Origin of the sequence: Microbacterium tenebrionis (assembly GCF_903645325.1) — a bacterium.
In the GTDB taxonomy this organism is placed as follows: domain Bacteria; phylum Actinomycetota; class Actinomycetes; order Actinomycetales; family Microbacteriaceae; genus Microbacterium; species Microbacterium tenebrionis.
In genome coordinates, this window is record NZ_CAHJXQ010000001.1 from 435853 (window position 1) to 448927 (window position 13075).

Below are 13075 nucleotides of genomic sequence, written 5' to 3' on the forward strand. Positions count from 1 at the left end.
CAGTGCTGCCTGCCGCCCGGTAGCCAGCGGTACAGCGCGATCCCCGAACGGGCAACGCCCGGAAGTGGGTCCCGCTTGTGCGTCGGAACCCCTACAAGTCAGAGCGCGTTTATCGCCGCAAATATGGCATAGACGGCTGCAGCCAGTAGAGCAGCCGTGCCGATCACTCGAGTCCAGCCTGAGACCCGCGGATAGACCTTCGGGGCCTTGCCTGAATACAGATTGAGTCCCGCGGTTACATCGGCGACCATCACAAGGATCGTGCCGAGCGCTCCGACCACCACTGCAACGAGATTCAGTGGCGCCGGGTCCATGTCCGTGAGATTGAGGCAGATGAATACCAGGGCGCCCGAGAGGAATGCGACGTACAGGGCGACGCGAATAGCACGGCCAATCTTGCCGATCGCAAGCTCGGGGTCGACTTCGTTTGCCGGGGCGGTGGGGTTGGGCACACGTCATCCTATCGACGATTCGATCCCGAGACGGGCATCCGTGTGTCGTCGGGGCCTCTCAGGGCGCGTCTAGCCGAGCTTGCCCGGGCCGAGGGAGCCATCAACGGCGAGGGCAAGCCGGTTGAGTCACCGATCACCTCGTGGAGGCTAACGGACTCCTGGTCTGCGGCGCGCTGAGCGCCCGCGGTCGACTCAGCCATCGCGGTTGGGGTTCGGGCGAGAGACGCCGCGTTGCGGTTGATCGCAGGGTTGTTGCACGTGTGGGCAACAGGTTGATAGTCACCTTCACGTGCACTATTCGCAGCCGCGCGACATCGGCCTCGCCGAATCAGCCGGAAGAGCCCCGACGTTCGGCCGGGACCCTTCCGGGAGGTCACTCGTCGTGCGGACGTGCGGTCTCGATGAAGCGCTCGCGCGGTGGTTGACCGCCGGTACCGAGAATCGTTTCTTGCCCTTCCGTCACGCGCTCGAATGCCGCATCGTCCGTTTCCGGCTTGGGCGGCCAGGAGCCATCGTTGTTGTTCGCCATGTCACCTCCTCTCACAGCCCACGTGAGATAGCGACGGCCGCAAGGATGAGGCTGACACCCAGCAGGCCAAGGCCCGCCTTGACCAGCCGCATGCGCAGTGAGATCCACGCTTCTCGCCGTTCGATTAGTGCCAGGTACTGGTCAACAAGGTAGAGGTTGGCCGAGTCGACGTCCGTCTCGAGCAGCCGCTGCCGAACTCTCGCTGGTTTCAGCTCCTCGATCGACTTCGGGAAGATTGTGGCGATACCGAATCCCGCCGCCGCGATGTTCACCACAAGCGCCAAGAGCACGCCGTACGACATCGGCGTTGCCACCAGGAGCCCGGCGAAGACCGCTGACGAGGCGATGAGCACGCCGGAGCGAGATTCCGCGTTCGCCATCCTTCGGTCCTGGCTCGCGAGACGCCGCTCGAGCTCGCCGAGCAACAACGCGAACTGTGCAGCGTGGTCAACCATCGGCTCGGACGCCGAGAACTGACCCACCTCTGGAGCGGCTTGACCACTACTCCTGCGCAAGCGGGACCACAGAGTCATCCTTACAGCATCCCAGAACGCGTTGGAACTGCGCATGTCGGGCAGGCGCACCCTTTACGGGTGGACGAACTTCGAACATCCCAATCCCCAATCGGGCGTCGCGCGATGATGAGGTTCCGCCATGCGCTCGACCCGCAGGACGCGAGTGCGATGCCTGAATCGACGAAGTGACGAAGCGCAGGGTGCCATGCTGTGTCGACGATGCTCGAGGGTGAACCACGGGAGCAAAGAGGGTTAAGCAGAGTGTCGCCGCTGACAACGGGGCGTCGTGCGAAAGATTTGGGGGATGCTCTTGGAAATCGTCCACTACTGGCTCGAGGTCTCGTACTACGTACTCGGCGGACTCGGGCTGTTTCTGCTTGCCCTTAGCACGCTCCTCTTCACAACCTCGAAGCGCGGCATCCCGCAACTTCGCGGTGGTGTCAGTCACCGACACGTGGGAGATGGGCCGGCGGAAGCTTGCAGCACAAGCCTTGCAGCACCGGGCAGGTGTGACTGGTCGGCCTACATCGAGTTAACGAATATCGGTGCCGAGTTTCTAGTCTTGCAGCACGGCGGCATTCGTACTGCTGACGGCGGAACCTCATTCGACGGGGAGAATGTCTGGCGGGTCAGTGGCGAAGGGCGGCACGGCCCGTTCAGTCTCGCGCCTGGAGAGATTGCGACGAGATGGGTCAAGCAAGGCCAGGATCCCGCGAGCATGACGGATGTTTCGCAGGTGAATCTGCTTGTTCGCCCACGCTTCAAGAAAACACTCGAGGAGGCTTATATGCGAATCGGTCCCAAGGGATCGACAAACAAGGTGACGTTCGGAACGTCCTGACGTCTGGTATGAGATATTCGGCTGGGAATCGCCCACGACGGATCCTCATGCGCCCACGCTTAGTCCGTACAGCTTGCGCATCGATGCTGCTTTTTGCCGGGCGCAGCAGAGCTAGGCAGTACGCTCGGTAGGACACCCCAGATTTTGGGCGCGAGTCCTCCACGGTGACATCGTACCCACTATTTTTCGGGACCTAGGCGATCCTGTTGCCTTCGAACGCTTGCCGGTGTCTACCGAGCAAGCCGCGGCATGTTTATGACCAGCCGCCCACCACGCTCGCTCGTCGTGCTGATTGCGCCCAGGCTCCTCAGGCGCTCCGCCAGCGCAAGGTGTGCAGCATCCGCGTCAAAGGATGGACGCTTGCCGTTGTGCTCTGTCAGCTCCGCATACTTGCCGCCAAGTGCCTGCAAGACTGGTCGAATTTCCGCCCACGTTAGCTCGGCACGGTGCAACTCGAGAAGACCGACAACTGTCGCGCTGGCGACACGGTTTTGAGCGAGCCTGAGTATCTGGTCGATGGTGATCGCGCGCCCCGTCCGGACCGCAAACCGCCCGGCACCAGACAGCACGCTTGTCGAAGCGCCGTCGGTGAACTCGGCGAATCGCTCGATGATTGCGTCCTTCATGACAGGGGTCACATCGTTGTGCTCGAGCACTGATACGAGGACCGTCGGCGGAATCTCGGTGGGCGAGACAAAACCGAGTGCCTGTTTCGACTTTGAGAGGGCAAAGACGAGTCCGCCAACATCCCCCGGCACCAGCGCTGCGAACGCAGAGGCGGCGTCTTCGAGGTCGTTACCCGCAATAAGGTGGCCGACAAGCTCACCGATCTCGCGGGGTACTTCGTCCGGCTCGATGTAGGACTCCAACTCCAGACTCTTCACGAGCGCGGCGCGAAGCGCCGCGCTCGGTATAAAGTTGCGTGCCTTCAATATCTCCAGCGAGAGCGTGGCCTTCGCGTCCCCCTCATCCTGCGCCGTAGTTTCGATTCCCGCCGCTGCCGACAATAGGGCACCGAGGTGCTCGTCGATGTCGTATTGGTCGACGTAGGCAGCGACGTTGGGGACGGTCAGCGGGAACCGACCGCCATGCTCGGCGAGGCTCGGCCACGTCGCACTTGGAACAAGAGGCAGCTCGGCCACAACGCAGACGTCCGAAGCCCGCCGGACGAACTCGTTGACCTGATCGGGCGCAGACGCGTGCACATCACCGACTCGCGCTGCGAAATGATCCGAATCAGTCGCTGTGACCTCATCTGAAGCGAGCGCATCTAGGTAGGCGTGAATGTCTTGAATTGCGCTGCGGTACACCTTTTCATTCGTCGCCCACACAGTATCGAGGTCGAGGCCGAGGTCAGGGTCCCCAAGGGCGAGCAAGAGGTTCTGGCGCGTGACCGTGTAGGTGCCTCTCGAAACAATCTCAGTCCGCACGCTCGCCCCGAGCGGCGCGAGATCCTTGAGCTGCAGCTCAGCGCGTGCGACCAGGTCCGCAAGGGACGACGCGCGTGCCGGGCTTGTGGAGTCGGAGGAAAAGGTGTCGAGCGACGCGTAGGCGTCGTTCAGGATGGCGCTCACGTCAGCGTTGAGCGTGAATTCAAGGTCGGGCGGCAGCGAATCCAGTGCCACGTTCACGAGGCTCATGCGACGTTCATCGTCGATGATCTCGTCCTCGACGATGAGAACTAGTGTGTCGATCCATCGCTCCGCTAGGAGCGACACGAGTTTCGCATGGAAAACACCGCGCTGAAGATAGAGGTGCAGGAACGCTCGCTGCTCTGCGTCGGATTGCGTGAGGCGCGAAACGAACTCGTCCAGACCTTCGTGGTCGCTACCAATGATGTAGTCAAGGAGCGCGATGTTGTGTGCCGCCCGCTGCGCGAGAACTTCGGGCCGTTCTCGAAGTACCGCCTCGGCGTCCTGCGCAGTCAGTGCGAATGTTGGATCGCTGCGGTGGCGGTTCACTCGCTTCATGAGGAAGTTCGTTGCGTTGGCACTGACCCGCGACGCGTGGAACGTCGAAGTGTAGAGCGTGAAGTCCTCGTCGATATGGCCCGTGCGCACCAGCTCGACGGCGAGCTCGGATTTGAGCGTGTCCGTCACCGCTTGCTCGAAGCTTATCGCCTTCTTTCCGATGGTGACCTTGTAGTTGTGCGCCGCCATGAGGCCTGACATCTCAGCGCCGATAAGCCAGTCGCGCTGATTGGTGTCTGCCGCGATCGCGTCGGTCGCGCGGGTGCGTTCCGCCTCAGTCCATTCGCTCGTGCGGAGCGCCTCGCCGACGATTGACTCGAGATCGGCGTGCGGCACCTGCATCGAATGGTGGTTGTACTGGCTGCGGTACGTCACAGTGATCGCGTCCTCGGCATCGGCGATTCTCTCCCAGAGAGAATCGGTGGAGAGATCGTCGCTACTGACGACAGCGCCCTGGTACGAGTACTGGAGTCGACTTCCACCCTGGAGACGCATCATCTGATCGATGTACTCGGTGAATGCAACTCCGAGCCGTGCACCGCGCCCACCGGGTGGCCGGAGCGCTCTGAGCGCCCTTCGATTCTGGCCAATCCGAGTATCGAGTTCCTTCACGTTGTCGTTGACGAGGTCACGGTAGTACGCGTAGACGGTGTCCAGATCGCTGCGCCCGTATCGGATTGCTTCAAAGTCCGCCAGGTGAGTGCTCTTGTAGAGCATCATCGCGAACACGCCGTTTTCGCTCAGATCGAGCGAACCTTTTTCGATGACTTGGCGCTTGAAGATGAGGAACTCGTTGCGGATGTTCTTGATGAGACGCATATCCGCCACGTGTCGGGCCGTTAGGTCGATGAGCTCAGGCGACACGGAGTGATGGACATCCTCCAGGACATCGGCAAGCAGATCGCGCGCGCTGCGGTGGGTGATGAAGGGCACAACGGGGATGACGAGATCGAAGAACTTGGTTCTGTTCGCGCGAGCCACCTGCACTTCCGCCGCATCGTCTCGCCCCGCATCCGCGTCCCCGACATCGTCAGTCGCGGCCTCTTCATCCGCGGCGCGCGCACCGAGCTCGTCGAAGACGCTGTCCTTGATCGCGTAAATGAAGCGCACGTTGCGCCCGTTAAGCTGTCGTGCGCTGTTCAGAATCGCGTTGAGCGAGCGGAGTGTTTCGAAGATGCCCGCGTCGTCGAACCTATCGATGTCCTCGAAGATAACGATGTTCCGCTTGATGTTCTCGAAGTAGTACACGATCTCGTCGAGATACTCGTCGAAGTACGTCGCCGACTCGGGCGAGAGTGCGATCCCTGCGTCACCGGCAGTCAGCTGGCTGATGTGGAGACGGTTGTAGGTGAAGTACCGCAGGCCGAACAGCAGGAGTAGAAGCGCCAGAAAGACGACCGCATGCGGGAGAAGCGACAACTCCTCGGGCAACTGTACGAGCGCTGATAGCCTCGCGGTCCATCCGAGCAGGAAGAAGGCGACGGTGACGGGCACCGCGATCAGTGCGGCAAGCGCCAGCTCTCGCCAGAACTTGAACTTGGAGACACGGTGATACTTCGACCCCGGAAGCTTCGATGGATCCTGGCTGTAGAGGAGTTGCTTGACGATTTCCTTCTGGATGCGATTCGTCTTGGACTCAACCCTGCTGTGCGATCCCTCCGCATCGTCATTCTCGTGTCCGAGAGATGAAAGCGAGATGGCGATCGCACGACGTCGGTGGCGTCGGCGCAGCTCGGCCAGGATGCTGCTCTTACCAACGCCATAGCTCCCTGTTAGCGCGATGTTGCGCACGCCCGTCTCGCGGTCGGTGAGCTTCAGACCAGCCTCGATGGCATCGACGTAGACCTCGTGACTGTCCCCGTCGTAGCGAGGGGTGAGCGGTACGAGCGCTATCGGCGAGTTCTCGGCGGTCGACTTTCCCCACTTCCTCGCGGCCTTCGCGGCGCTCTCAAGCAGATCAGCGATGCGCCGTTGCAGCTTGTTCTGTTGTGTCTCCATACTGCGCCTGATTATGACAGTGACCCCGCATAGGTCAAAGCATGTGCAAGATCATCACCGACGCGAGCGCGAGCACACGCGTAGAAAGGACTACCGACTGGACCAGCCCTCCCTAAGAGTCGAGTGATGGCGAACCTGAGCCTGAGCGCATCACGGCTGAGGGGTGCTGGCGGGGAAGACACCTGACGCTTTCGCCATCCTAGTCGGGTTCCTGCTGGCCTTTCTCGACGCTTTGGCAGTTGCTCGTACATCGGTCTCCCAGCGTGCGGATGCCGGTCGACCAGGGGAAACCGAGAGCTCGTCGACTCGAGGCATTAGCGCGATCAAGTGGTCTTCCGGCGACGCTGCCACCATGGAGATGTTCGGATTTCCCTCAGCACAGCAGCCTCGGAAGCTTCAGTCGTTTTGATCCGCTGTGCGTCGCGAACGCGATCGGGTCCAATCGTCGCGATGGCGAGGCCAACCACGTACGACACGACGCCGATACCGACGGTTGTCCAGCCAATCCAGAGCGCCACGCCATCGGCGATCTGCGCGACCACGCTACCGATCACGAAGGCCAGGCATCCGATCGCGACGATACCGAAGCCGGCGACGGTGAGCCGGGCGCGCTGCTTTCGCGTGAGCTCCGCAACGGCCAGCTCGACGAAGTAGTAGTCCACCCGGTCGGCCGCAATCTTCGCCTGATGCTCATTCCGCGCATTGTTCAGCACCTTCACCCAGAGGTCGTAGCGAACTGATGCGCTGACTTGATTGGTGATCGTGATGGCTACCGTCGCGAGGGCAGCGGACCCGGCGAGCACCGTGCCAATCACCATCCAGTCCATACCCCTGATTATGGCGGCCGATGCGACCATCTCGGTTCCTCAGGACACGACAATCGAGCACATGACAAAGCGGTCCTTCAAGCAAATCGGCGACGATGTTCCGGTAGCGATGCTGAGGCACCGCTTACATCGCACGTATGGCCCGCCCGAGCGCTCTCTCGCTAGGTGTACTGACCCGGATCGTTGTTGACGTAGGAGAGACCTCCGTAGTCGAGTTGGAGCTGTCTAGGTTCCCTCGAGTCCACGGAGGTCTCTCGTGTCCCACGCTAATGCCCGGCTGACTCCGGCCGGCAGGTTGATCATGGTCCAGCGCATCGAGTCGGGGCGTGCGGTCGCGCATGTTGCCGCGGAAATGGGGATCTCCCGCACGACTGCGTGGCGGTGGTGGCGCAGGTTCCGGGAGTGCGGCCCGGCGGGCCTGATCGATCGTTCCAGCGTCGCCCGCTCCCACCCTCGCCAGACCAAAGCGTGCGTGGAGGCGAGGGTGCGGATCATGCGGCACCTCACTCGGCGTGGGCCGGTGTTCATCGCTGACAAGCTCGGCTTGCAGGCCTCAACGGTCGGTAGGGTGTTGCGCCGCCACCACGTGCCGTTGCTGCGGGAGCTGGACCCGGTCACGGGGTCCGTGATCCGCGCGACCCGCCGATCCGCGCAGCGTTACGAGCATGATCATCCCGGGTCCCTGATCCACGTCGATGTGAAGAAACTCGGCCGTATCCCCGACGGCGGCGGATGGCGTCTGCATGGCCGCGGGCAACGTCCTGCGCGCAAGCGGGGCCTGGGTTACGACTACGTGCACACCGTCATCGACGACCATTCCCGAGTTGCTTACGCGGAGATCCACGACGACGAGAAAGGCACCACCGCGGCGGGCGTCCTCGACCGCGCGATCGCGTTCTACGCGCGCCTCGGCGTCACAGTCGAACGCGTCATCAGCGACAACGCGTTCGCTTACCGCCACTCGGCCGCGTTCAAGGCCGTGGTCGACGCGCACGGCATCCGACAGCGGTTCATCAAACCGCACTGCCCCTGGACCAACGGGAAAGTCGAACGCCTCAACCGCACCCTCGCCACCGAGTGGGCCTACGCCCGCCCCTGGAGCTCGAACGACGACCGAAAAGCAGGGTTGACGACCTGGCTCGACTACTACAACCTAGACAGGCACCACCTCGGCATCGGAGGCCGCACCCCCATCGACCGAATCAACAACGGTCGAGGTCAGTACAGCTAGGCGCCCGCCAATCGGTCGCCTCTGCATCCCTGCCCGCACCCGGCACCCTCACCCAGACGCCGCAACGTGGGTGCCGCGTAGTCGGGACCGTGGACCCCAGGTGCACCATGTCGAACCTCATCGCAGTGTTCGAATGCCTTTCGCGGAGCCATCACGTCACGAGTAGGTGGGTGTCGCCCACGAAAGCCACGGCGACACCCGCTCAGCGACCACGGCGCCGGGTGCGATGAGGATGAGGGAACACCAACGGCTACGCATCAGCGCCCGGACATCCGCCGAATCACCGACGCATACGCATCCAGCGCATCGAAGATGCCGCGATGCTGCCAAACCCGACCGCGGCTCCTCCCCGTGGTCTCGGTGAGAACCTCGCGTTCGGTGAGTGAATCGAGCGCGCGAAGCGCGGTCATCTCGCCGAGACCGAGCGTGTTCTTGAGGTACTTGACGTTCACCGCCGGCTGACCCATCAGGCGAGGGAGGATCTTCCACGCCGCGGCATCCGCCCGAATGCCCGCCATCTTCTCCCGCGACTCCTCGAGCTGCTCGACGAGAGCGTCGACGAGCTGCGTGCCCGTCGTTGCCGCGATCCTGCTCGCCCCCGCGAACCCGCGAATGATCGGACCGGCGTCGCCGCCGCGGAACGAGCTGAGTGCATCGAAGTAGCGCTGGACGTCAACGAGGAGGCCGGCCGATATCGGCACAGCGGTCGATCCGACGAGTCCCTTGTTCCGCAGGATCGACTGCGCGAGCGCGCGGCCCGTGCGGCCGTTGCCATCTGGGAACGGGTGGATCGTCTCGAACTGTGCGTGCGCGACAGCGACCTGTACGAGAACCGGCATGTCCTGGCGCTTCGCGAAGCTGACGAGATCCCCGATCGATCCGGGAACGCGGTCGTGATGTGGCGGAACGAAGTCGGCGAGGCGAGGGCCGGCTTCGCCCCGTCCGATCCAGACCTGCTCGGCACGGAATCGGCCCGCGTCCTCGGGAGGGAAGCCCGAGTGGTGGAGCATGAGCGCCTTGTGCATCGCCAGAATGGAGTCCTCGCTGATGTCATCGGCCAGCTGCAGAGCGGCCTCCATCGCGCGGACGTTGCCCACGACAGTGAGCGCGTTCGTCTTGTCGCCCTCGTCGATCTCCGCGAGAGCGAGCTGCTTGGCCGACGTCGTCAGCTGCTCGATCTGGGAACTCGAGGCTGACTCGGTGCGCAGCAGGATCGCCGTCATCGGCCCCAACGCGGGGTTACCGGTGCCGAGCTTCCGCTGCGCGTGATGGTCGAATTCCACCAACTGGCGAGTCGCGTCCTCGACATCCGCCGAATCCTCGCTCGAGAGGACAGTCGACCACGCCGCTATGGCTGGAGTGACCGCAGCGTCGTATGGTCCGGTCTGTCGCTCCACCTCGGCGCGTGAGTGAATCTCGGGCGCGCGCGGCACCCAATCGTAGGTCTCGTGGGTCACCGCATCGATGGGGACGAGATCGCCCGTAGGTGTGACCATCCCCGTAGTTTACCAACAGATACAGCGATAAGTGTTAGTAACCGAGCTCCTCGCCAACGGATGCTGCGGGCTCACGTAGCGTCGGTCAGTTCCGTGCGCTCCCAGCCTTCGGTCTCCGCAGCGTGCGAGGCGGCACCTTCGCTCGACGCGTCGATCGCAGACTTCAGCAGGTCGAGACGCCATCGCCTGTCCTCAGCATCTGCGAGATGCGCGAGGTGCGCGCCGAGCGTGAGCCCGTTACGCGCGGCTTGCTCTTTGAGGCGGTCGCGGAGCTCGTCGCTGACTTTGATGGTCGCAGTCATACGCAAAGTATGACCGACGAGCGATCAACTGCAGCGAGAGCCCGATGAGCGCAGGCCATGAGTTCGGCACCTAGACCCCGATCCAACTCACCGAACCTGGCGCCTCGACGACAGGCCCTGTCGCGTCCTTGTCCCGTGCTGCACGCCGCAGCTCCGCCTCCGCCGCGCGCACGGCATCCTGCATCGTCAACTCCTGCGTCCCCCGCTGCATCGATTCCACGAGGCGCTCGCGCGCCGCGGCATCCGTGGGTGCCACCACGACCGCGAGGTTGTGCACCCGTCCGCGCGTGAGGCCGACGTACAGTCCCGCGGCATCCACATCCGGTCCGACGACCGAAGCATCCGCGGTGTCGCCCTGCACTCCGTGCACGGTGGACGCGTAGGCGAGCTGCAGATGCTCGCGCGCGTACTCGGCAGAGATGCGTGCCACCTCGCCACTGTCGCCCACAGAGACAAGGGACACCTGTTCGTCGTGGATGCCGCGCACGATCCATTGCGCGCGATTCTCGACACCCGTATACCGGTCGTTGCGGCGGGTCTGGACGGTGTCGCCGATAAGGATGCGCTGCTCCCCCATGCCCCAGGCGACGATGCCGGCGTCGAGCTCGCCCCGAGCGATTCTCCGCTGCTGGATGGCGTCATTGATGGCATCCGCCTCGGCATTCGAAGCGGATACCAGCGTCACCCGCTTGCCGTGCGCGTGCCACTCGAAGTACGCCTCGATCATCCGCTCACGCGCCGCGTCCTGATGATCGACCCTCGCGACGTGGCCACGCTCGACGAGCTCAGCGGCGACCGGCAGCGCATGCTCGCGGTCACCCGCGTCCCGGAGTCGCAGCGTGAGCGCCGCGTAGGCGGGATCGCGGAACCGATGCACCGTGTCGAGCTCGACCGCGGCGTTCGCGTGCCGGATCGCAGACCCCATCGCCCCTGCGTGACCGACCGGCAGCGCCTGATGCGTGTCACCGACGAACGCCAACCCGACGCCGCGCTCGAGCGCGAGTTCGACGAGCGCGTTCGCCGCCTGCAGGTCGACCATGCCGGCCTCGTCGACGACGATCCGATCGCGCGGATGCAGCGGGAACCGTGCCGGGCCGGCATATGCGACTCCGGTGGTCGGATCGGCCTCGCCGACCCGAAGCCGCGTCCAGACCATCGCGCCCGCTTCATCGGCTCCCCACCGGTAGCCGTGATCCAGAATCAAGGCGTGGATGCTGGATGCCACGGCGCCGACCTCGCGGAATGCCACCGACGCGGCCTTGCGCGTGGGAGCGACGACGAGCATCCGCCGTCTTTGGGTGGAGAGCGCTGCGAACGTGGCCCGCAGCATCGTCGTCTTTCCCGCCCCGGCGGGGCCGGTCACCGTCACGAGCCCGTCCGTGCCGGCGATGGCGCCGGCCGCGACGCGTTGTGAGGCATCCAGCGTCGAGAGATCCTGCTCCGGCGCGAGCCGGCTCAATTCGGTCGGCAAGAGCGAGCGGCCCGGCCGCGCGATCGCATCCAGGCGGCCTGCGAGACGCACCTTGGCGCGCACGGTCTCGGTTGCCATGAAGGCCTTGACGTGCGGCGGCGGGTCGTCCGGAACGAGCCGATAATCGGCACGGATGGCGCGCGCTGTGAGCTCGGCGATCACGGCGTCGAGCTGGTCACGATCCACGACGACGCCTGTTCGCGAGAGCGCGCGGATCGCACCGGCGCGGAGGTCGAAGCTGCTGAATCGTCCGCCGCAGCAGGTGGATCGCTCGTCTGCATCGACGACCGACTGCGCAGCGAGCAGGTCCAGATCGACGACATGCAGGTCGGTGGCATCGACCTGTATCGGCGCGCGCGGGGTCGTGAGGTTCGGGGCGATCGCCGTGATCTCGTCGCGGACGTGCGCCTCCCAGGAGGCCTCATCGAGATCATTTGGCTTGTTGGCCGGGCAATGGCCCAGGCGCGCCGATCGATCTGTTGGAGTGCTTCGATGCTGGGTGCCGAGCCTCCGTGCGCCGCGGACCACTCCGCGAGCAGGCGTGCACGGTTCGCCTCGATCTGAGCGGACCGACGCGAGAGCGGACGCACGGCGCTGGCGAGTTCGGCGATCTCGCCGGTCTCGTCGAGGGTGTATCCGTGCCGGGCGAGCGCGGCGATCCAGGCGGGATCGGTGCGGGCGGCGAGCTCGCCCTCGGCGTTGACGACGGTGTGCAGTTTCATCGCGACGCGCGAGTCGAGGTTCGACCACTTGCCGTCGGCGCCGAGCACCTTGATGTTCAGCCAGAGGTGACGGTGGATGTGCGGGTCGAGCGCACGCGAGCGCCGATGCTGCAGCTCGACGACTTCGATGCGGGTGATCTCCTCGCGGATGAGTCCGCCGTGCCCGCGCCGCGCGTTGAGCTCGGCCTGCCAGGTGAGCAGGATGCGTTCCCGCAGCCGGTCCTGGAGCGCCTCGAATTCGGTGGCGAGTTCGGGATGCAGCAGCGCGGCAATGCTGTACGACTTCGGGTGATTGAGCGTTCCGTCGAGAAGCAGGTCGGCGTCGGGGCTCGGTCGCTGATGGCCGCGATCCTCGCCGGTGATCGGGTCGTGGCCGGTGAGCCAGACGCGGAGGCCGCCGGCAGTGAGTTCGTCGGAAGCGATGACGCCGTTGTCGACGATGAACCGGGAGATGGTCGAATCGGATGCTGCGCTGTAGGCCTCGAGGGCGTCGACACCGGTCGCGTGCTGAAGGTGGGCATCGCACGTGCCCTCGAGCGCGTAGGAGATCGCGTGTCGAACCCCGCGGGATTCGACACCTCGTTTCCAGCGCTCGAGGCCTCCTCGCATGCCGCCAGGATAGGTCGCGTTTTGCCGATTATCCAGGTATTTTTGCAGTCTGCAGGTACGTGTGGGTGAGTGCTTTTAAAGGGTGTCGGTCACCCTGGGTGCCTGCGTGCAT

At 64.1% G+C, this 13075-nt stretch carries 11 protein-coding genes; 2 read left to right on the plus strand and 9 right to left on the minus strand.

All coding sequences use genetic code 11. The annotated features are described in order from the left end of the window. Window positions 1-98: 98 nt before the first annotated feature. The 3 genes from HWX58_RS02215 to HWX58_RS02225 form a co-directional block, all read right to left on the minus strand. Window positions 99-452, minus strand: a complete 354-nt coding sequence (locus HWX58_RS02215; protein WP_175985435.1) for a hypothetical protein — start codon at window positions 450-452, stop codon at window positions 99-101. A gap of 373 nt (window positions 453-825) precedes the next feature. Continuing rightward, window positions 826-981 (minus strand): hypothetical protein, encoded by a 156-nt coding sequence (locus HWX58_RS02220; RefSeq protein WP_175985436.1) that lies wholly within the window; start codon window positions 979-981, stop codon window positions 826-828. 11 nt (window positions 982-992) lie between these two features. After that, entirely contained in the window at window positions 993-1463 is a 471-nt protein-coding gene (locus tag HWX58_RS02225; protein ID WP_175985437.1) for a hypothetical protein, read from the minus strand. A gap of 337 nt (window positions 1464-1800) precedes the next feature. On the opposite strand from HWX58_RS02225, the gene HWX58_RS02230 reads away from it, so the two are divergent. Next, entirely contained in the window at window positions 1801-2337 is a 537-nt protein-coding gene (locus HWX58_RS02230) for a hypothetical protein (RefSeq protein WP_175985438.1), read from the plus strand. A gap of 230 nt (window positions 2338-2567) precedes the next feature. Here the strand turns inward: HWX58_RS02230 and HWX58_RS02235 are convergent, their stop codons facing one another. Together HWX58_RS02235 and HWX58_RS02240 are read right to left on the minus strand one after the other, a co-directional pair. Next, window positions 2568-6305 carry a YobI family P-loop NTPase gene (locus tag HWX58_RS02235; RefSeq protein ID WP_175985439.1) on the minus strand — a complete coding sequence of 1246 codons (3738 nt, stop codon included), beginning with the start codon at window positions 6303-6305 and terminating at the stop codon, window positions 2568-2570. A gap of 323 nt (window positions 6306-6628) precedes the next feature. Further along, a complete protein-coding gene (locus HWX58_RS02240) occupies window positions 6629-7132 on the minus strand; it encodes a hypothetical protein (RefSeq protein WP_175985440.1) in 504 nt (167 codons plus the stop codon). Window positions 7133-7388: 256 nt separating this feature from the next. On the opposite strand from HWX58_RS02240, the gene HWX58_RS02245 reads away from it, so the two are divergent. Further along, window positions 7389-8363, plus strand: coding sequence for an IS481 family transposase (locus tag HWX58_RS02245; protein ID WP_175985441.1), 975 nt, complete (start codon window positions 7389-7391; stop codon window positions 8361-8363). A gap of 257 nt (window positions 8364-8620) precedes the next feature. Here the strand turns inward: HWX58_RS02245 and HWX58_RS15250 are convergent, their stop codons facing one another. The 4 genes from HWX58_RS15250 to HWX58_RS14960 all read right to left on the minus strand — a co-directional run bounded on the left by HWX58_RS15250 (window position 8621) and on the right by HWX58_RS14960 (window position 12963). Beyond that, window positions 8621-9859: a Fic family protein gene (locus tag HWX58_RS15250; protein WP_175985442.1), complete on the minus strand. Its 1239-nt coding sequence runs from the start codon at window positions 9857-9859 to the stop codon at window positions 8621-8623. Window positions 9860-9930: 71 nt separating this feature from the next. Continuing rightward, a complete protein-coding gene (locus HWX58_RS02255) occupies window positions 9931-10161 on the minus strand; it encodes a hypothetical protein (RefSeq protein ID WP_175985443.1) in 231 nt (76 codons plus the stop codon). Window positions 10162-10231: 70 nt separating this feature from the next. Then, window positions 10232-11818, minus strand: coding sequence for an ATP-dependent DNA helicase (locus HWX58_RS14955; RefSeq protein WP_250646044.1), 1587 nt, complete (start codon window positions 11816-11818; stop codon window positions 10232-10234). Then, window positions 11791-12963, minus strand: a complete 1173-nt coding sequence (locus HWX58_RS14960) for a relaxase domain-containing protein (RefSeq protein WP_250646045.1) — start codon at window positions 12961-12963, stop codon at window positions 11791-11793. The genes HWX58_RS14955 and HWX58_RS14960 overlap by 28 nt, the downstream gene beginning before the upstream one ends. Between the last annotated feature and the right edge of the window lie 112 nt (window positions 12964-13075).